Here is a 20,371-nt window from a genome sequence, read left to right as displayed (position 1 = left end):
GAAATATCGAAATCCGATGTGCTGACGCGAACGGCCACGAACTTCAGCCTCCGGTGACAGGCGGAAAGAACGCGATCTCGCGCGCTCCGGCGATCGGCGCTGCGGGCTTCGCGTGGGCGTGGTCGAGCGCGACGCGAATAGCCTCCGGTTTCGCGAAGGCAAGATCGAACGGGTGTCCGCGCGTCGGCTGCCAGCTCAAGAGATCGGCGACCGTCACGATCTCGGGCGGCAGCGTCAGACGCTCCTCGTTGAGGCCGGTTTTCTCGCGCAACCAAGCGAAATAGCGCAAAACAATGGTCTGATCGTGCACGGCAGCCATGGCGTCCTATCCGCCTATCGCGTGGCGAATACCGGCTTTGAGATAATCATAGCCGGTCACCAATGTCAGCAGCGCCGCGATCCAGAGAAGCGTAACGCCGGCGGTTGTCGTTCCCGGAATGAGATCTTCCGCCGCCGGTCCGGCAAGCAGCAACGCCAAGGCAATGAACTGAACGGCGGTTTTCCATTTTGCGAGTTGCGTTACGTGGATCTTCACGTTCAGCTCGGCGAGAAATTCGCGCAGGCCGGAGACGAGGATTTCGCGCGACAGGATGATGAGCGCCGCCCAGATCGACCAGCCGCCGATCGTATCGGTATAGACGAGCATCAGCAGCGTCGCGCCGACGAGCAGTTTATCGGCTATCGGATCGAGCATGCGCCCGAGCGTCGATTGCTGCTCCCACATGCGCGCCAGATAGCCGTCGAGCCAGTCCGTCACGCAGGCGGCGACGAAGATCGAGAATGCCACCCATCGCGATGCGTCGCTCATTCCAAAGAACAAGACGCCCGCGAGAACCGGTACCGCCGCGATGCGGCCGTACGTCAGAATGTTGGGCAGGCTCGTAGGCAGCGAGCGTTGCGCGATATGATCCATGGTTTGGGGTAGCCGCAGGGGCAAGGTTGCGTCAATGGGGTACTCTCGAAGTGCAGCAAAGTCGCAGTCACGAAGCCTCCGATACGGCCGGATGCGCTGCAAAGCCTTGCGAGCCACCGATGTGCGCGCGCCGCAAGGCCTCATAAATGGCGACTCTGAGGTCCGACTGGACCCTGAGCGAATGGGTGATGTCGGGCAGCAGGACGCGCAGCGAGAAGTCCGTAGTCGTCGGCGAATAGCCCTCGAACACGGCGACCGGAGCGGGTTCCCGCATCACATTCGGATGCCGGTTCGCGCATTCGGACAGAACCGCCAGGACAAGGCGCGGATCGGTGTCGGGTCCGGAGCTAAATTTCATGACGATGCGCCCCAAGGCATTGCGATGTGTCCAGTTCAGAACCCGGCCCGTGACGAGTTCCGAATTGGGTACGATGAGGCTGGCGCGGTCGGACGTCTCGATTTCCGTCGAACGCACCGAGATGCGCTTGACCACGCCTTGCTCGCCGCCGACGACGACCAGATCCCCGACCTTGATCGGGCGCTCGATGAGCAGGATCAGGCCGGATACGAAATTGTTGACGATCGATTGCAGACCGAAGCCGATGCCGACCGACAGCGCGCCCGCGACGATCGCGAGATTGGTGATGTCGAAGCCCGCGTAGGAAATCGCGGCAATGGCGCCGAGCCCCGTTCCCGCGTAACCGACGGCCGTGTCGATGGAGTTCGCGATGCCGGGGTCCATGCGCGGCGCGACGAGGACGTTCTCGCGCAGACGCCGCTGGACGAGGCGCGTGATGAACACGAACGCCACGAAGATCGCGATGCCGATGAGGATGCGGACGAGCGAGATGCGGAACTGTCCGATCTCGAATCCGAACAGCAGGCGTTTCGACCAGTCGCGGATATCCGGCCCCGAAAAGCCCCATTGCAGCATCAGCACCGGAATGGTCGCGAGAATGACGCCGAGCGTCAGCAGGCTTTCGGTCAGCCATCCGAGCTGCTTGCGGCGCGTTTCGTCGAAGCCCATCCGCTCCTCGAGGAGAACGCTGATGTGGCCGCGCGATGTGGTATTGCCGCGCGTGAAGGCGCGTATCGCAAGGTAGAGCAGCGTCGCGATCATGCCCACGACGCCCGTCATGACGAGCTGTTGCGCCAGGAAGCGTCCGAGCGCGACGTAGCCGACGAGGCAGCATCCGATGATCGCGAAGGCGGCGATCCAAAGCGGCAGCTTGAGCCACAGCGGCCGGTGCCGTCCAACGGGCTTCAGTCCCCCTGCTTCGCTCGCTTCGAACGGCGTGAGCAGCAGCCCGACGAGCACGAATGCAAATGCGAGGCTGGTGACGAGCGATTGCACGACGCTCAGCGCCAGCGGGAAATAGAAGACCTGCGCGAAGGATGAGAGAAACAGATCGACGCAATAGATCAGAGCCAGAAATCTGATCAGCCTTGAAATGCGCCGTGCGCTGCGGCTCGACAGCAGCACGAGGCGGCGCTCGGGCTGACCCGGCGCAAACACCGCCGAGATCAGCGCCGAAACGCCGACGAAAATCAGTGCGCTATTGAAGAGAGCTGCTCCGACAGGCGCGGCCGTCGGCTCGTACAGAAGTCCGAAATAGTTGAGGCCACCGAACAGCAGGAACGTTGCCGCCACGCCCGGAATGGCGCGGACCGGCGCGATCCAGGATGCGGACGCGGCACGCTCGAAAAACGTCGGAGGCGTCGCGTTCTCGTTGGGCCGGTAACGCGTGATCGCAAGCGCCAGGCCTTTGAGGAACACGTAGAGCCCGATGACCGCGGCGATCAGTATCGCCACGTTGGTTTTTTGTTTATCGACCGAGGACATCCAGTCGTTGACGTTATATCTGAGCCGCCATTCGACGTTCGGCGCAACGCGCGCGAGATCGGTCCAGAACTGCGGAAACAGCGGACTGGTGATGCGCTCCGTCAGGTTTTTCACGAAAAACGACAGCCGGAGATTGGTGATCTTGTCGATCGCCTGACGCGCCCGCCACCACGTGACACGCAGCGTCTTGGTAGCTTCATCCAGCTCCGTCGATTGCTGCGCGAGACGCGTGCGTTCGGCCGCGACGGTGGCGGATTCGGCAGGCGCGTCCTTGGCCGGTGGCGGACCGAGCTTGCTCAGCTGGCGATCGATATCGTCTTGTCTCGGCCGGATCGAGTCGGCGGTTTTCGTCGCCTGCGCGATGACGCTGTCGATCTGGTCGCGCAGTTCCGAGAGCGTATCGTTGGCGGCGCTGATGCCTGACAGCCGCTTCTCGGCGCTGTCCATCGAATCGACCATGACCGTGATGGCATCGTTGACCTCGGGAGAGAGCACAGGCGCTGGTTTTGGCGGCGGCGGAGCAGGTGGGGCTTCAGCGGCCGCAGGCTCGCCGGAAGCCGGCTGGCCAGTCGCCGCGTCCGGGCTGGCTGCAGGCGCCGCATCGGCTGGAGCCGCGGCTGGCTGAGGAGCCGCCGCAGGTTGCGCCTTTGCGGGTTGAGGTGCAGGCGCGGGCGGCGTCGTAGCGGGTGCCGCTGGCGCGGCTTGGTTCGGGGCCGGCGCAGGGGCTGCGGCTGCGGCTGCGGGCTGCGCTTGAGCGGTGGCCGGGGTCGTCGTCGGACTCCAGGTTGGCGTGCCCGGTTTTGCTTCAGCGAAAGGGGCCGCCAGGGCAAGCGCGACGACAGCCGCAAAGACATGTCTCAGCATCGGCGAAATGCGAACTCCCTGACGGTCCGGATTGAGGGTAAGCGCTTGGCGCTCAAGTGCCGCGAAATTAGGGCAACACCCGTGTGGCTGGCCAGTGGCTTTTGCCCGCACGCAGCCGCGCTAGACGGATCGATCGTGGAAAAAGTCGTAGATTTTCCGTGCCATATCGGCGGAAATTCCCTCGACCCCTTTCAAATCCTCGATCCCCGCGCGCGAAACGGCTTTGGCCGAGCCGAAATACGTGAGCAGCGCCCGTTTGCGTGTTGGCCCGATACCGTCGATCTCGTCGAGCGGATTGACGCCGAGGGCCTTCGCACGCTTGGCACGATGTGTCCCGATCGCGAAGCGGTGGGCTTCGTCGCGCAGCCGCTGCACGAAATAGAGGACCGGGTCGCGGGCTTCGAGCATGATCGACTGATCGCGGCCGGGAATGTGGAAATGCTCGCGCCCGGCGTCGCGATCCGGGCCTTTGGCGACGCCGATCAATTGAATGTCGTGCAGCCCGAAGCCTGCCAGGACCTCGCGCGCCACGGAAAGTTGACCCAGGCCGCCGTCGATCAGGACGAGGTCGGGTCGATCCGGAAACGCCCGTTCGTCTTCGGCATCTTCGCCCGGTGCGGCCATCGGAACGCTTTCCAGCACCGTATCGGCGACGAGTTCAGCGGCCTCGGTTTCGATCTCTTCCAGAACTTCGGCATCGGCGATGCGCTTGAAGCGACGGGTCAAAACTTCGCGCATCATTGCGTAGTCATCGCCCGGCGTCACATCAGGCGACTTGATATTGAACTTGCGATACTGGCCTTTGACGAACCCTTCCGGCCCCGCGACGATCATCGCGCCGACGGCGTTCGTGCCCGCGATATGGCTGTTGTCGAAGACTTCGATGCGGCGGGGAGGGGCCGCCAGACTGAACCGCTCCGCGACGCCTTCGAGCAGGCGCGCCTGCGTCGAGCTTTCGGCGAGCTTGCGCCCCAACGCCTCGCGCGCATTCGTCAGCGCATGTTCGACGAGGCTAGACTTCGTGCCGCGCGCGGGAACGCGAATTTCGACTTTGCGCTGGGCTTTGCTGGTCAAGGCTTCGGCGAGAAGCGCTCGGTTCGGAACGTCGTGCGAAATGAGGATCAGGCGCGGCACCGGCTTGTCGTCGTAGAACTGCGCGATGAAGCTATCGAGCACCTCGGGCGCATCGAGTGAGCGGTCGGCCTTTGGATAATAGGCGCGATTGCCCCAGTTCTGCCCGGTGCGGAAGAAGAAAACCTGGATGCACGTTTGCCCGCCGTCCTGGTAGGCGGCGAAAACGTCGGCTTCCTCGACGCCGTCCGGGTTGATCGATTGATCCGCCGTGACGTGCGCTAGCGCCCAGAGGCGGTTGCGGTATTTCGCGGCCGTTTCGAATTCGAGCGCGTCGGCCGCTTCCTGCATCAGGCGTTGATACATCGCCCGCACGCTCTGGCTCTCGCCTTTGAGGAAGCGTTCGGCTTCGACGACGAGCTCGTTATAATCCTCGAGCGCGATTTCGCCCGTGCACGGCGCCGAGCAGCGCTTGATCTGATAGAGCAGGCAAGGGCGCGTGCGGCTTTCATAAACGCTGTCGGAACAGGAGCGCAGCAGAAACGCGCGCTGCAGCATGTTGACGGTGCGATCGACTGCTCCTGCCGATGCGAAGGGTCCGAAGTATTCCCCCTTCCGGTTGCGCGCGCCGCGATGCTTCATCACCGCAGGGGCGGCATGATCGCGCGCGATGAGAATATACGGAAACGACTTGTCGTCGCGCATCAGCACGTTGAAGCGCGGCCGGAAACGCTTGATCAGGTTGGCTTCGAGAAGCAGCGCCTCGGCTTCGGTCGCAACCGTCACGAATTCCATCGACGCCGTCGCGAGGATCATGCGCGCGATGCGGTTCGTATGGCCGTTGAGCCGCGCATAGTTCGAGACACGCGATTTGAGCTGCCGTGCCTTGCCGACATAGATGACTTCGCCCGCCGTATCGAGCATGCGATAGACGCCGGGAGATTGCGGCAGAGTTTTCAGGTATCCCGCTATGACGTCGGCGCCGGTTTTGTGCGGCGCCTCAGGGGCGGCTTCCTGGCCCGCCGGTATCTGGTCTTCAGTCATCGCATACCTAGAATTCGGCGCACCTAAGGTCGATCTGCGGCAGAGGTCAAGAAAGCCCGGGCGTGGTGCGCCACAAAATCACCATGTCCGAGGGATGGTCTGACGCCCTCAGCACATCGGGAGAGAGCAGGATTTTGTGGGGGGTACCATGCGCTCTATTTTTGCCATTCTGGGCTTCGCGCTGATCCTGTCGCTACCCGGAGTTCTACTCGCAAAACCGGTCCGGGAGAAGGCTCAAGAGGCCTCATTCCGGAGCAACGAGGATGTGCTGCGGTGGATCAACGGTTACCGTCATAAACCCGAGCCGCAACGGGTGCCCGACTCAGTCAAGGCGATGTCGGCATTCGGCCTGACGAAAGATTCCGATCAATCCGGCATTTATATCGGCTTCGTTGCGGGCGTCATCGGATCGAACCCGGCAAGCGCGGAAGATCTCGTCTCGAAGATGTTTCCGCTGCCGCCCGAGGATCAGGTCGTCATCATCAAGGGCATCGCCTATTCGGGCCTTCCCGGCTGGCGGCCGCTGCTCAAGACGTTCATCGAACGCATGCCGGCGCGCAAGGACCTGATCGAAAAATTTCTTTACGGTGACAAACCCGTGTTGACGGCGCTCTCGATCAAGGAAGACGCCACCGTAATCGACCTGAACTGGGGATATTATTTTGCGACCGGTTGGGAAGCTCCGATCCGGCGCATCGTGTCGTCTCTCTCGTACTCGCTCGACAAGGACAAGGTCGACACGCTGACGATCGGAGCGATGGCCAAGTGGACGCTGGCGCAGAACGCCTCGCGCGACAACGATCTCCTGATGATGCTGAAGAAGATATCGAGCGACAGCGACCCCAAGATCAAGAAGCCGCTGGGCGAAGTCATCGACGCATCGGAAACGCTGGAGCTTTCGAAAATCCGCAAGGACGCGCTCGCGTCCATCGACGAATTGAAGGCGAAGGGCTCGGAGAAACTCCGCAACTACACCTGGTGGGGCCAAGCCGGACAGACGGTCCTGGCGCTGGGTTGCGTCGCGGCCGGAGCGCTTGGGCAAGTCGAGTTCGGCATCCCGTGCGTGCTCGGCGGCGCCGCTTCGACGGCCGCGCTCAACTACTTCAAGCCATCCGATTGATTTGATCCGTCATCCTCAGCCGAGTGAACGGTCTCGCAGGCTCCCCATTCGAGGATGACGATTGTTCGCTTGGTAAGCGCCTGATCAAACCGTTCAGCTGTCAGCCGCTATCCTTGGGATCGGCGACACGTTGCGGCGAAAATGGTCCGCCAAGCCCGGACGGCTGTGGCGCGAGATCCTGCCAGCCGCGCGCCGGTCGAGGAGGAGGCGGCAATGTCTCCTGTGCGGCGTGCGTCTCGCCGGAGCAATATTGCTCTTGATATTGCCCCGCGATGAAGTCGATCGACTTGCCGTACTGGTGATCGGCCGCCCACCGGCGCGCTAGATCGGCGAACGTCACAGCCCTGCCGAGGCGGTTCGATTTCGCGATGATGTCATTTTGATTTTCGCGCGTCCGCTTCGCGATCGGCTGCACCAGGCGTTCGCCCGAATAGGCGACGAGATGTTGAATTTGTGCGTGCACGCCGGTTGCGACGTCGGCGAAGCGCTCGCCTGGTACGCCGTTGCCGGTCGCGCCGATACCGGCAAAATTGTTCTGTGTCTCGCGGACGTCGCCGCGCCGTCCATCGCCGCGCCTGAATTTCAGGAAGTTGGTTTCGATCGCCATCTGGAAGAAGGCGAAGTCCCAACGCACATGCCAGCCTTCGCCGTAGAGCTTGTAGAATCTGGCGATGTTCTGAAAGCGTGCATCCACTCGGGAATTGCGTTGCGCCAGGAAAGCCATCAGGCGGTCCGGCGTCACGCATGCCGGAACCTGGTTCGTCGTGCCCGTGCGAATGGCTGGCGCCGCGCCGGCTGCATTTGCAGCGAGCGCAAGCGCGGCCGCCGAAGCAAACGTCGCCATCCGGCGTTTGCGAAGTGATGATGGGTATGCCATGCGAGGGCGGCCCTTCAATGCGAGCCGCACTCAACCATCCGGGCAGAGTTCGAAGGCCTTATCGAGCGCCGTCGACGGATTGGTGAATTCACCGACCGTCTCGCCGCCTTTGGCGTAGGCTGCGATATAAGCCGCCGCTTCGCGCTTCTCGGAACCTTCGTTGACGTCGAGGACGGTGTAGTTGTCCTGCCGGTCGGCGCGCGCCTTGATGATGATGGAGTGACCGCCGCCGTAGCTTGCCGTCCACACCTTGCACGTCGGCCGTGCGGAAGGAGAAAGCGTCGGCGTCGATTTCGACGTGATGCCCGGAAGCACGGACGACTTCGTACCGGAGCCAAGGGCGGCCGTCTGGATTTTCTTGCCCGTGCTCTTTTTGGTCGGCTCGACGGGCGCGGAATCGGCAGGGCCGCGCGTTCCGAGGTCCGTGGATGCGTTCGGCGCGACATCTGCGGGCGGCGCTGCGGCGTTGATGATTTTGATGGCCTGCGGCTTTTCCTGCTGCGCCGGCTCGCCAACCGCAACGGTTTGAGCTTCGGCGACCGGCGGCACGAGTTCTTCCGCCCCTAGGCCCGAGCGGACAAATGAGCCGGACTTGCGGGCTTCTTCGACGGCGCGGCGCGCGAGTTCAGCACCCGACGGCTTGCTCGCAGATGCACCGGCGGCGTCCGACGCGCTCGTGTCGGCCATCGCCACTTTCGGATCAGAGGCGGCGGGCGTCTGGTTCGGCGTGGCGCCGGGATGAGCGAGCGCCAGCAGCTCAGGATTGGGATCAGGAGCCCTGCATGGGCTGCCATAGAAGCTCTCGGCGATATTGGAGATGTCGCGCGCATAGCGGCGCGATGTCGGCGCCCACTGCTTCGAAACCTGTTCGTAATTGATCGGGCCTTTGAGCGTCTTCTGCCAATCCGTCAGCACACCCCATTCCTGGACTTTGCGGGTCCGTTCGGCGACTGGGCTATCGAGATGTTCACCGGCATAGAGAAGAAGATGCTGAAGGTGCGCCTTCACACCCGTCGCGACGTCCGGGAAACTTTCGCCGGGCACGTGCTTTCCGGTCGCGCCGAGACCGGCGAAATTGTTCTGGTTCGATTTGACGTCGCCCTTGAACGTCAGGTTGCCCGTTTCGAGCAGCATCTGGAAGAAGGCGATGTCCCAGCGGATTTTCAGCTCGTCGCCGATGCGCATATAATCTGCGGCGATCGTCGAGAAATGATCATCCACACCGCCGTTGCGGCTCGTGAGGAACGCCATCAAGCGGCCAGGCGTGGCGCACGCCGGAACCGTGTTTGTCTTGGTTGTTTTGACTTGCGGAAGATCTGCCGCCGAGGCCGGCAAAGGCGCTACAACCAAAGGCATGGCTGCAGCGAAGACGAACGCCAACGGCGTCCGAACGCGGCTTATCATGGATACACCCATAATGACGCGGCACCCCTCGAAGAGCGCCATACAAAACCAATTAAGGTTCGTAAGCGCTTAACGTTAAAAAAGAGTTGAGACCCCCCGTGAGTCATCGCGAGGATCGCCGAGCAATTGGGCGGTATTTAGGGCGTGCGGGGGTCAGATTGAGGCGGAAACGGCCAACGGTGCGATTCATAAATCGCGCTTAGCGTTTCACTTTGGAGCGGATCAGGTCAGATGCTGGCCGCCGTCGAGCGCGATCATCTGACCCGTCAGCGACGGCGTCGCGAGAATGAAACGGACGGCCGTCGCGATTTCCTGCGCCGACGGTCCGCGCTTCAATAGAGTCGATTGCTTCTCCTGCTCGAAGTCGGCGTCCGTCTGGTGAATGCTTCTAAGCACCGGGCCGGGCCCGATGGCGTTGACGCGAATGCGCGGGGCAAGCGCTTGCGCCAGCGTTCGCGTCGCCGTCCAGAGGCCGGCCTTCGAGATCGTGTAGGAGAAAAACTCAGCCGTCAGGTTCCACACGCGCTGGTCGAGGATGTTGATGATGTTGCCTTCCGCGTTCTCCGGCAGCTGCTTGGCCATCGCCTCGGACAGAAAGACGGGAGCCTTGAGATTGATGCAAAGGTGCAGATCCCAAGTCTTCTCATCGAGGTTGCCGATGCTGTCGGGAAGAAACTCGGACGCATTGTTGATCAAGGTCGTGAGCGGCCCAAGCTCGCGCCCGATGATTGCAACCAGGTTTTCGAGGGCCTGACGATCGGCTAGGTCCGCTTGGAATATGCCCGCCCGCCCGCCGCCGTCGCGGATCTGCCGCGCCAGGGCTTCGGCTTCGGCGCCTGAATTCCGGTAGTGAATGGCGACGGCCCAGCCGGCCTCGGCCAAGTCGAGGGCAATCGCGCGTCCGATGCGGCGGGCCGCGCCTGTAATCAATACGGTTCGGGCGGGGGCCGAGGTTTGGTTCATGGCTGCGGATTAGCAGAATCGGTTTGGAGAATCACGCCGAGTTGGCCCGGGAGGAAGCTGCGCAGGTGTTCGGGCGGTGAATAACGTTCGAATCAGTGCCCGGTTTTTCCTCGCTCCGCCACTGTGGCTGGCAAGCGGCAAGGCGAGGGATGCATATTTTCAAGGCAAATCCGGTTTATCGAGACCAGCTATTGCGGCATCGTTGCCACAATGTGACAGAGGCCCAGGGAAGTCTGTGTTTCCTGTGCCTAAACACTTGTGCCGACCCGCCGAAGACGTTTCTCTCACTCCAGCGCGGTGTGAATCGAGGGGTCCGCAAGTGCGGCGACTGCGAACCGCTGATTTAGGACGGGGGTTGTCTAAATGGCAAATTTGAAAAGTTTCTTGGGTGCGACCGGGGTGGCGGCGCTCGCGTCGTTGGCGATGTCGACGGCAGTACTCGCAGACGATAGCGAAGATCGGAAATTCGGGTATTCGATCACGCTGACGGGTGTCAGCGACTACCTGTTCCGCGGCGTCTCGCTCACGGATAATAAGCCGGCTTTCCAGCCGTTCATCGAATTCACGTACGGAATTGGCTACCTCAACTTCTGGGGTTCTAACGTCGATAACGGCGTTGGCGACCCATTCGAAATGGACATCAGCGCAGGCATTCGTCCCGTCACGGGACCGGTGAGCTGGGATATCGGCGTCCTCTATTATACCAACCCGGCCAACAAAAACGGTTGGAGCGCAACGGATTACGTCGAGTTCAAGGTTGGCGCATCGATTTCGCCGATCAAGAACCTCACATTGGGCGTCACGGGCTACATTACGCCTGACCAGGCAAACTACGTGCAGACAGAAACCATCGAAGGTTCGGCCAGCTACGAGTTGCCTCAGTTCGCGATCTTCACGCCCACGCTTAGCGGCGGCGTTGGGTATACGACTGCTGATGATGCACCGGGATTCTTCGGCGCTGGCAGCGACAGCTATACCTACTGGAACGTTGGTCTTAAGCTCTCCGTCGATAAGTATTTCATGGACTTCCGCTATTGGGATACGGATCTTGGCAATGTCACTAGCTCGAATGGGGGAGCTCACCTAGCCGATTCCCGCTTCCTCTTCTCGGCTGGCGTCAACCTGCCATAAGCTCTCTCTTCTAGACCTCCCGACTTAGTCGAACCGGGGCCTTCGTTGGCCCCGGTTTTTTTGCTGCATACGTTGGTCGTAGCTCTTGCGCAGTCGCGCAACTCACGACAGAAAAGTCGTTCGGGCTTTTTCGGCGGGCGACAACAATCGTGCTTCCGGCAGTCGTTATCCTGGTCGTTCTGACGATCGCAACTGCGGCAGCGGTCCTGGCTCCGCGGCTTTTACCGCGACGCGTCAGAATGGATGTTGCGCCCGACAGGCCGCGCGCGTTCGGAAGCGAGATGGCGTGGCTCGCGGTCGAGACCGACGACGCCGGGCGCCTGGCGAACGCTCTTGGCCTTGAAGACTTAAGCGTTGCGAACTGGAATTCGGGGATCGGGGCGATCTACGATCTCAAGCTTTCCGATTCCTTCGTCTTCATTTCGCCGCCTATCGAGGGCTGGACGTTCGTCGCCGGCGTATCTTTGCCGATGCCGCAGGGCGGCGGCTTCGTCGACAAGGCGGCGCCGCTTCTGGCACGCGTTGCGCGTGAATTCTCCAACGTCCAATATTTCGCGGCCTTTCCGATCATCGACTTTTACGCCTGGGCGCGCTTCGAGAACGGCCAGCCGAGGCGGGCTGCCGCTTTCGGCGAGGCGGGCGTACTCTGGGATGCCGGCCGGCCGACGGCAGCGGAGCGCGAGCTTGGTCTGTCGATGCTGGAACTCCGGGGTATCCTCAATCGTCAGGGCGATATCGGCGGCGCGCTGCAGCTTCATCCGACAGAGGCGCATGTGCTGGGCATTGCCGAACGATGGAGCCTCAACCCTATGGCGATCGAGGCATCCGGCGGCCAGAAACGCGAGAACGGCGTCGGCTGGATTGCGCGCGCGCCGCACGCATGGCGCGCGCAACGTGTACGTTCGGCGGCCTGAGATTTGGCGGCCTCGGAACAGATCAGACTGCGACCGCAGTTTTTATTGTGTGGCGACCTACCGGGCCTGCTGCCCGTAATCGTAATCCATGCGCGGACCCGGCAGCGGTGATTGCCGTGGCAAGTCCCGAGGCGCGGTGTCGGCGGAAGCGCCACCCGACGTGTTGCGTTGAGCTGCCGAATCCGGCCCGCCGGTCGATCGCGCGGGCGGAATAAAGACGCGGTCGCTCGAGCAGAGCTTCCTCGGATTTTCATTCTGGCCGCACGAGCGCGGTTGCCCGTCTTTCGAAAGGCAGAGACGAACTTCCCTCAGTCCCTTCGCCCCGCAGACGACGGCAATCATGTCGGGTTTGAAATTGGGGTTAGCCTGCGCGAAATCGCGCCGGATATCGGCAGGTGAGGCAACCTGCGTGTCGGACGGGTTGCGAAAACGCTGCGGAATGGTGATGCCGTCGAACAGGCGATGCGCCGTCGCGAAGTAGCTCGCCGGATCGAGCCCCGAGCACGTGCCGTGCGCCCGGTATTCGTGAATGATCAGCCCGCGGCTCGGCATGATATCGAGCATGCTCGAGATGACGTTGTCAGGCACGAAAGGCCGTCGCGGCAAACGGCACTCCGACGGATAGCCGTAATCGTATTGCGGCCAAAGCCCGTGCAGGATGAACGAATAGCGGCGGCCGTCGCGCCGATTGCACTGCGCGTCGTCGTTCTGGCCCTTTTCCGCGCAGTACGTCGGGCTCCACGAAAGTACGAGCGCGTAATAGTCGAATTGTCCGGGCACGTCGCGTTCGCCGCTGTTGCCGTAGCTGTTCCTGCCCCGGTTGTTCCTGTCTCGATAGCCGTCGCCGCTACCATAGCCGTTGCCGCTTTCATCCGGGCGAGTGTCGGCGGTCTCCGTGCGATGAGCTGAACCGCTTTGCGGGCCGGTCGCCACTGAGACGTTGTTCTGCCGCGCCATATGGATGGCGAACCCGGCTATCAGCAGAAGCACGAGAGCGGTCAGGAGCAGATGCGGTTTCAGCATGTCATGGTCTCAAGCGAGCACGGGACGGGATGGGTGGGCAAATGATCTCTTACGCGGCGGCCGGAGCCAGCGCCGCCAGGATGCGCGCCCAGCTTCGCGCGCCTTTTTCGAAGCTCCGTATATTGTATTTTTCATTCGGTGAATGAATACGGTCGTCGTCGAGTCCGAAGCCGATCAGCAGGCTGTCCATGCCGAGCGCGTCACGGAACGACGTGACGATCGGGATGGACGCGCCGCTGCCCATCAGCACGGCCGGCTTTCCCCATTCATCTTCAAGTGCTTTCGCGGCGGCCTGCATCGAAGGATCGGCGGTATCGAAACTGACCGCGCCGGAGCCGTGATGCCCGAGCCATGTCGCCGTGCAATCGGCGGGCAGCACACTGTCAACATAGCGGTGCAGCGCCGTCATCACCTTGTCCGGGTCCTGGCCCGCGACGAGGCGGCAGGTGATCTTCACCGATGCTTTCGCGGGAATGACCGTCTTCGAGCCGACGCCCTGGTATCCGCCCGTCACGCCGTTGAATTCGAGCGTTGGCCGCGACCAGAGCTGCTCGATGACCGAACGGCCCTTTTCTCCCGCCGGCGTTTTGAGACCGACCGAGCCGAGGAAAGCTTGGCCGGTCAAGCCCAGAGATTTCCATTGCGCGAGGTGTTCCGGCGCCGGCTCATTCACGCCGTCATAAAATCCCGGAACGGCGATGCGGCCCTCGTTGTCGTGCAGCGCGGCCATGACTTTCGCCAGCGCGCGGATCGGGTTTGTCACCGGGCCGCCGTAGATGCCGGAATGAAGATCGCGCGTCGGTCCGCTGATGACGAGTTCGTCTCCGACGAGGCCGCGAAGCATCGTCGTGATGGCAGGCGTATCCTTATCCCATTGTCCGGTATCGCAGACGAGCACAAGGTCGGCTTTCAACTCATCGCCGTGCTTGGCGAGAAACTCAGGCAGCGATGGCGAGCCGCATTCTTCCTCGCCCTCGATCAGCACCGACACCGCGATCGGAAGCTTTCCCGCAACCTTCATCCAGGCGCGCGCGGCCTCGAAAAAGGTCATCAACTGGCCTTTGTTGTCCTCGGCGCCGCGGGCGACGATCACCTCGCCGTTATGCGCTTCGCTCGTGACGCGCGGCTCGAAAGGCGGCGTCTGCCACAGGTCGAGAGGGTCGGGCGGCTGCACGTCGTAGTGGCCGTAGAAAAGCACGTGCGGGATGCCCGGTTCGCGGGTCGTACGATCGTGCGCGACGACCATCGGATGGCCGCTTGTTGACACAACCTTGGCTTCCGCGAAGCCGATGTCCTTGAGGGTCGCGGCGCACCACTCGGCGGCCTTGCGGCAACTTGCCTTGAACGCTGGATCGGTCGAAACGCTGTCGATGCGCAATAGCTCGAACAACCGGCCAAGCCCGGCAGCCTTTGATTGACCAAGTGTGTCGAGAACAGTTTCCAGCGCGGTCATCTTGGTAGACTTTCCAAAAGGCGAAAGAAGCAGCGACGGCTTCAGCTAGGAATATGGAACTCCATTTGCTATGGCACGTCTCCTGACGCGGATCATGGCAGCATGAAGACCGCACCGGAGGTCTGATGGCACAGCCGGACACGGACGGCAAAAAGAAATGGGTTTATGCCTTTGCGCCCGGCCGGGCCGAGGGTGGCGCGGATATGTCGGAACTCCTGGGCGGCAAGGGCGCCAATCTCGCCGAAATGGCGACGCTCGGCTTGCCCGTACCGCCAGGCTTCACGATCACGACGGAAGTCTGTGACGCTTTTTTCGCGGCGGGCAACAGGCTCCCCGAGGCGTTGAAGGCCGATGTCACGAAGGCGCTCGACAATGTCGGCACCACGGTCAACGCGCACTTTGGCAACGACAAGCGGCCGCTGCTGGTCTCCGTGCGTTCCGGTTCCCGCGCGTCGATGCCGGGCATGATGGACACGATCCTGAACCTCGGCCTCAACGATAAAACGGTCGAAGGCTTGGCCGCGTTGACAGGCGATTCACGGTTCGCCTTCGACAGCTACCGGCGCTTCATTCAGATGTATGGCGACGTCGTGCTCGGCGTCGATCACGGCGCGTTCGAGGACATTCTCGAGAACTTCAAGAACCTCAACGGATTTGCTGCCGATACCGATCTCGACGAAGAATCCTGGCGCGAGATCATTGCCGAGTACAAGGCCGCCATCGAGCGCGAGTATGGGAAGCCCTTTCCGCAGGATACCGGAGAACAGCTCTGGGGCGCCATCGCCGCCGTCTTCAATTCCTGGCACAATCCGCGGGCGGCAACCTATCGCAGGCTGCACGACATCCCCGACGACTGGGGCACCGCCGTCACGGTCCAGGCGATGGTGTTCGGCAACCTCGGAGATAACTCGGCAACGGGCGTCGCCTTCACGCGCAATCCGTCGACGGGTGAGCGCGAAATCTTCGGCGAATATCTACCGAATGCCCAAGGCGAAGATGTCGTCGCGGGCATTCGCACGCCGCAGCCGCTGACAAGGAAAGGCACGCGCGAAGCTCCCGGAACGGCGCTCGAGTCGGCGATGCCCGGGGCATTCAACGAGCTCACGCGGATTTTCGATCAGCTTGAGCGCCACTATCACGACATGCAGGACGTGGAATTCACGGTCCAACTCGGCACGCTGTGGATCTTGCAGACGCGATCCGGCAAGCGCACCACGGAAGCAGCGCTGAAAATTGCCGTCGATCTCTCGGCCGAAGGCTTGATCAGCCAGGACGAAGCCATTCTACGCATCGAGCCTTCGCAGCTCGATCAGCTTCTGCATCCGGCGATCGATCAGTCGGCCGAGCACGATCTGATCGCCAAGGGGCTGCCCGCCTCGCCCGGCGCGGCATCGGGAGAAATCGTCTTTCATTCCGAAATGGCCGAAGCGCTGAAAGCCAAGGGTCGCGACGTCATTCTCGTGCGTTCCGAGACGAGCCCCGAGGATGTGCAGGGCATGCACGCAGCCGTCGGCATCTTGACGGCGCGCGGCGGCATGACGAGCCACGCCGCCGTCGTCGCGCGCGGTATGGGCCGCCCGTGCGTCTCCGGCGCCGGTACGCTGCGCATCGATACCAATGCCGGTACGATGCGGGCCGGGGCGCGCATTTTCAAATCCGGCGACATCGTCTCGATCGACGGCAGCACGGGGCGCGTCTACGCGGGCAAGACGAAGATGCTGCCGCCGCAGCTTTCCGGCACGTTCGCGACCGTTATGAAATGGGCGGACGGCGCGCGCCGCATGAAGGTTCGCACGAATGCCGATACGCCGCGCGATGCGCGCCAGGCGCGCGAGTTCGGCGCCGAGGGCATCGGCCTGTGTCGGACCGAGCACATGTTTTTCGAAGAAGGACGCATCCTCGCCGTGCGCGAAATGATCTGCGCCGAAGACGAGGAAGGCCGCCAGCAGGCGCTCGATAAGCTGCTCCCTGTGCAGCGCGCCGACTTCGAGGAGCTGTTCGAGATCATGGCGGGGTTGCCGATCACGATCCGGCTACTCGATCCGCCGTTGCATGAATTTCTTCCGCATGAGGATCGCGAGGCGGCGCAGGTCGCGGCGGCGCTGGGCATGGACCTGATGCGCCTCAAGGCGCGCGTCGCCGAGCTTGAAGAATTCAATCCGATGCTCGGCTTTCGCGGCTGCCGTCTCGGCATCAAGTATCCCCAGATCACGCGCATGCAGGTTCGCGCCATCTTCGAGGCGGCGATCAACGCCCAGAAAAAGACGGGTCAGGCCGTGCGGCCGGAAGTGATGGTTCCGTTCGTAGCGTACCGCCGCGAGTTCGACGTCCTGCGCCACGTCATTACCGAGACCGCCGAGACGGTGCAGCGCGAGACGGGCGTTACAATTCCTTACGACGTCGGCACGATGATCGAGCTGCCGCGCGCCGCGCTAAGAGCCGCCGACATTGCGCGCGATCCGGCAGGCGCCGATTTCTTTTCGTTCGGCACGAACGATCTGACACAAACCGCACTCGGTCTCTCGCGCGATGACGCCGCGCCGATCCTCTCGAACTACCTTGAGCATGAAGTGATCTCGACGGACCCCTTCGTGACGATCGATCAGGGCGGCGTCGGCGAGCTGTTGAAAATCGGCGCCGAACGCGGGCGCGCCGTAAAACCCGATTTGAAGACCGGTATCTGCGGCGAGCATGGCGGCGATCCGAAGTCGATCGCATTTTTCGAGAGCGTCGGCCTCGATTACATATCGTGTTCGCCGTATCGCGTTCCCATTGCGCGTCTCGCCGCCGCCCAGGCTGCAATCCGGCGTCGAAACGCCGACAAATCGCAGGCTTCACCCGAGCAGGAATAGCGCGAACGAAAGCTCGCTGGATTATGGCCGTTCGATTACATGGGGCCGTTTTGGTGGCGATCGATGTCGTCGAGGCTTGGTTGGCGCGGGCGCGGACCTTTGTTTTTTGGCAGGAACAGCAGCCAGATCACGACCGGCGGCACGAAGAAGCTCCATGCCATCCAATAGGAATAGTCGCGGTTTTTAATGCCTGCGAGGATGGCGGCAAGAAAAGAGGCCGTGATGGCAACCAAACCCCAGCCCACGATCCACTGCATCGCCATCGATCCTCGCTTCGAACTCCGCCATCGCCGCCAGTCGCTGACATCACATCTGGCGCATTAGCCAGTTGGGCATCGACTATGGCGAATTCATGCTTCAATAGCCGTCTGCTTCGGCCGCGCGATGAAATCCAGTCCAAGATCGAGGACGGATACCGAATGCGTCAGCGCGCCAACCGAAATCAGGTCGACGCCGGTTTGCGCGACTTCCTTCACCGTTTCAAGATTAACGCCGCCTGAGGCTTCGGTGAGGCAGCAGCCACCGACGATGGCCACGGCTTTGGCGAGGTCTGCGGGCGTCATGTTATCGAGCAGGACGCAGTCGACGTTTTCCCGCATGACGACTTCGAGCTGCGCCAGCGTGTCGACCTCGACCTCGATCTTGGTCATGTGCCCGGCAGCCGACTTGGCCGCTCGGATGGCGCTCGCGACGCCGCCCGCCGCGACGATGTGGTTGTCCTTGATGAGCACGGCATCGAACAATCCGACGCGGTGATTGAAGCCGCCGCCGCAGCGCACCGCGTATTTCTCGAAGGCACGGAGGCCCGGCGTCGTCTTGCGCGTATCGACGATTTTCGCGTGCGTGCCTGCAACTCGATCGACGTACTGGCGCGTCAGCGTCGCGATGCCCGACAAGCGGCCGAGAAAATTCAGAGCCACACGCTCGGCCGTCAGCAGCGCGCGCGCGTTCCCGGAAATGCGTGCGATCACCGCGCCGGGCTTCACCGCTTCGCCGTCGCCAGTTTCGATCGTGAAATCGGTTTCCGGCCCGACCGCGCGGAAGGCCGCTTCGGCGAGCGCAAGACCTGCGACGATGCCCGGCTTGCGCGCGGCGATGACGGCGTTGGCCGTTGCGTTCGCGGAAACCGTCGCATTCGTCGTGATGTCGCCGGCAAGTCCGAGATCTTCGTCAAGCGCATCGCGAATGGCCGCGTCGACGAGGTTCTGCGGCAGTGCCGGCAGGTGGCGTGCGATCATGACCTGCACGCCATCGCGGATACGCTGCGCGTCGCGCGTGGAGTCGGTTCGAGTGCGCTTTCGAGCGCGCTCAAGTCATCGACCGTGATGAAGGTGCGCTGGGCGAATGCCGGATCGGCGGCGGGATAATCGGTGCGATAATGACCGCCGCGGCTTTCCTTGCGCGCCAGCGCCGCCGCCGCAATCAGCCGTGCGGTCAGGATCATATTTGAAAGAACGGTATTGTCGGCCGCTGACGCGTCGAGGTCCTTCAACGCGGCGAGCGCCGCCTTCAATCCTTGCGCGGACCGCTGCACGCCGAGGTATTTCGTCATGATCGCGCGCAGACGATCAATCGCTTCATGCCGTTGATCGGGCGCGGATGCGCGATTGCCCGACACGCGGCGCGGATGGACGAAATGCCCAACGCGATCGGGCGGCAGGTATGCGCGAATATCGGCGGCGGCACGCGCGCCGAACACGACGGCTTCGAGCAGCGAGTTCGACGCGAGGCGGTTGGCCCCGTGCAATCCGGTCGACGCGACTTCGCCGACGGCCCAGAGCCCGGCGAGGTTCGTGCGGCCACGGAGATCGGTCGCGATCCCGCCCATGTGATAGTGCTCCGCCGGCGCCACGGGAATGAGATCCTTGGCGGGATCGATTCCAGCGCGCTGACAATGACTCCAGACGGTCGGGAATTCCTTTTCGAAATGCGCGCCGATCGCCTCGTGGCAATCGAGGAACACGCCGCGCCCCGCACTGAGCTCGTTGAAGACGCCGCGCGCCACCACATCGCGGGGAGCGAGCTCGCCGCGCGGATCGATCGCCAGCATGAAGCGTTCGCCGAGCGAATTGACGAGCGTTGCGCCTTCGCCGCGCAGGGCTTCCGTCGCGAGCGGCGCGGGATCGATACCGGCGTCGATGGCGGTCGGATGAAACTGCACGAACTCCGGATCGGCAATGATCGCACCGGCGCGCGCCGCCATCGCGATGGCTTCGCCTTTTGCGTACGAGGGATTGGTGGTCAGCGCGAACAGGGCGCCGACGCCGCCGGTCGCGAGAACGATCGCGGAGGCCGGCACGAATACGTAGCTGCCCGAGCCGTGCGATCGCGATCTGATGAGGCGAATGCCTTCGATCCGGTCATTGTTCGCGATGAGGCCGTCGGCTTCATAGCCTTCGAGCACGCGGATCGACGGTGTGTTGCGTACGGCCGCGATAAGCGCCTGCATGATCGCGGCCCCGGCGCGGTCGCCTGAAACGCGCACGACGCGCTTTTCCGAATGCGCGGCTTCCTTCGAAAGAACGTAGTGGCCTTCGAGGTCGCGATCGAAAGGAACGCCGTAGCTCAGGAGATCGCGAATCCGGTCCGGGCCTTCATTGGCGACGACATGCGCGACTTCAGTATCGACGATGCCGCCGCCCGCTTCGATCGTGTCGGCGGCGTGTTTCGCCGTGCTGTCGCCTTCGCCGACCGCAGCCGCGATGCCGCCTTGCGCCCACATGCTCGACGCGCCTTCGCCGAGCGGCGCCGCCGCGATGACGGTGACGGGCAGCGGCGCGAGTTTGAGCGCGGTGAAAAGCCCGGCCAGTCCGGCCCCGATAATGACGACGTCGCCAGGAGCGGGCTCACCTGCGAAAGGGACGAAGGATCGTGCCTCGCGGTGTTTTTGTGCAGCCAT

At 62.7% G+C, this 20,371-nt stretch carries 16 protein-coding genes; 4 read left to right on the top strand and 12 right to left on the bottom strand.

What is annotated here, in order from left to right; translation table 11 throughout:
- Positions 1-43: 43 nt before the first annotated feature.
- The 4 genes from moaD to uvrC all read right to left on the bottom strand — a co-directional run bounded on the left by moaD (position 44) and on the right by uvrC (position 5,735).
- Positions 44-319, bottom strand: a complete 276-nt coding sequence (gene moaD / locus WC026_RS11740; protein WP_372711155.1) for a molybdopterin converting factor subunit 1 — start codon at positions 317-319, stop codon at positions 44-46.
- A 6-nt stretch (positions 320-325) separates the two neighbouring features.
- Positions 326-913: a CDP-diacylglycerol--glycerol-3-phosphate 3-phosphatidyltransferase gene (gene pgsA, locus WC026_RS11735; protein ID WP_372711154.1), complete on the bottom strand. Its 588-nt coding sequence runs from the start codon at positions 911-913 to the stop codon at positions 326-328.
- 67 nt (positions 914-980) lie between these two features.
- On the bottom strand, positions 981-3,620 hold the full coding sequence (locus tag WC026_RS11730; protein ID WP_372711153.1) for a DUF3772 domain-containing protein: 2,640 nt from the start codon (positions 3,618-3,620) through the stop codon (positions 981-983).
- 120 nt (positions 3,621-3,740) lie between these two features.
- Complete coding sequence (uvrC, locus tag WC026_RS11725) at positions 3,741-5,735, bottom strand: excinuclease ABC subunit UvrC (RefSeq protein ID WP_372711152.1); 1,995 nt, start codon at positions 5,733-5,735, stop codon at positions 3,741-3,743.
- A gap of 148 nt (positions 5,736-5,883) precedes the next feature.
- Here uvrC and WC026_RS11720 point away from each other — a divergent pair, with 148 nt between their 5' ends.
- Positions 5,884-6,855, top strand: a complete 972-nt coding sequence (locus WC026_RS11720) for a hypothetical protein (RefSeq protein ID WP_372711150.1) — start codon at positions 5,884-5,886, stop codon at positions 6,853-6,855.
- Positions 6,856-6,955: 100 nt separating this feature from the next.
- Here WC026_RS11720 and WC026_RS11715 read toward each other — a convergent pair whose 3' ends face one another.
- The 3 genes from WC026_RS11715 to WC026_RS11705 form a co-directional block, all read right to left on the bottom strand.
- Entirely contained in the window at positions 6,956-7,732 is a 777-nt protein-coding gene (locus WC026_RS11715; protein ID WP_372711149.1) for an N-acetylmuramoyl-L-alanine amidase, read from the bottom strand.
- Between the two features lie 30 nt (positions 7,733-7,762).
- On the bottom strand, positions 7,763-9,136 hold the full coding sequence (locus WC026_RS11710) for a glucosaminidase domain-containing protein (protein WP_372711147.1): 1,374 nt from the start codon (positions 9,134-9,136) through the stop codon (positions 7,763-7,765).
- 222 nt (positions 9,137-9,358) lie between these two features.
- The gene (locus tag WC026_RS11705; protein WP_372711146.1) at positions 9,359-10,099 is read right to left on the bottom strand and encodes an SDR family oxidoreductase; all 741 of its coding nucleotides are present in this window, start codon (positions 10,097-10,099) and stop codon (positions 9,359-9,361) included.
- A gap of 363 nt (positions 10,100-10,462) precedes the next feature.
- Here WC026_RS11705 and WC026_RS11700 point away from each other — a divergent pair, with 363 nt between their 5' ends.
- Both WC026_RS11700 and WC026_RS11695 read left to right on the top strand, forming a co-directional pair.
- Positions 10,463-11,230, top strand: a complete 768-nt coding sequence (locus WC026_RS11700) for a TorF family putative porin (protein ID WP_372711145.1) — start codon at positions 10,463-10,465, stop codon at positions 11,228-11,230.
- Positions 11,231-11,379: 149 nt separating this feature from the next.
- Complete coding sequence (locus WC026_RS11695; protein WP_372711144.1) at positions 11,380-12,144, top strand: hypothetical protein; 765 nt, start codon at positions 11,380-11,382, stop codon at positions 12,142-12,144.
- Positions 12,145-12,201: 57 nt separating this feature from the next.
- On the opposite strand, the gene WC026_RS11690 is transcribed toward WC026_RS11695, so the two are convergent.
- Together WC026_RS11690 and WC026_RS11685 are read right to left on the bottom strand one after the other, a co-directional pair.
- Positions 12,202-13,167 (bottom strand): ribonuclease T, encoded by a 966-nt coding sequence (locus WC026_RS11690; RefSeq protein WP_372711143.1) that lies wholly within the window; start codon positions 13,165-13,167, stop codon positions 12,202-12,204.
- A 49-nt stretch (positions 13,168-13,216) separates the two neighbouring features.
- Complete coding sequence (locus WC026_RS11685) at positions 13,217-14,620, bottom strand: dipeptidase (protein WP_372711142.1); 1,404 nt, start codon at positions 14,618-14,620, stop codon at positions 13,217-13,219.
- A gap of 125 nt (positions 14,621-14,745) precedes the next feature.
- On the opposite strand from WC026_RS11685, the gene ppdK reads away from it, so the two are divergent.
- Positions 14,746-17,472 carry a pyruvate, phosphate dikinase gene (gene ppdK, locus WC026_RS11680; protein ID WP_372711141.1) on the top strand — a complete coding sequence of 909 codons (2,727 nt, stop codon included), beginning with the start codon at positions 14,746-14,748 and terminating at the stop codon, positions 17,470-17,472.
- 35 nt (positions 17,473-17,507) lie between these two features.
- Here the strand turns inward: ppdK and WC026_RS11675 are convergent, their stop codons facing one another.
- The 3 genes from WC026_RS11675 to WC026_RS11665 all read right to left on the bottom strand — a co-directional run bounded on the left by WC026_RS11675 (position 17,508) and on the right by WC026_RS11665 (position 20,371).
- Positions 17,508-17,735 carry a hypothetical protein gene (locus WC026_RS11675; RefSeq protein ID WP_372711140.1) on the bottom strand — a complete coding sequence of 76 codons (228 nt, stop codon included), beginning with the start codon at positions 17,733-17,735 and terminating at the stop codon, positions 17,508-17,510.
- Positions 17,736-17,822: 87 nt separating this feature from the next.
- The gene (gene nadC, locus WC026_RS11670) at positions 17,823-18,710 is read right to left on the bottom strand and encodes a carboxylating nicotinate-nucleotide diphosphorylase (RefSeq protein WP_372711139.1); all 888 of its coding nucleotides are present in this window, start codon (positions 18,708-18,710) and stop codon (positions 17,823-17,825) included.
- A complete protein-coding gene (locus WC026_RS11665; protein WP_372711137.1) occupies positions 18,707-20,371 on the bottom strand; it encodes an L-aspartate oxidase in 1,665 nt (554 codons plus the stop codon). The genes nadC and WC026_RS11665 overlap by 4 nt, the downstream gene beginning before the upstream one ends.

Source organism: Hyphomicrobium sp., from assembly GCF_041674905.1.
Lineage (GTDB): Bacteria > Pseudomonadota > Alphaproteobacteria > Rhizobiales > Hyphomicrobiaceae > Hyphomicrobium_B.
This window is presented reverse-complemented; position numbering and strand designations above follow the sequence as displayed.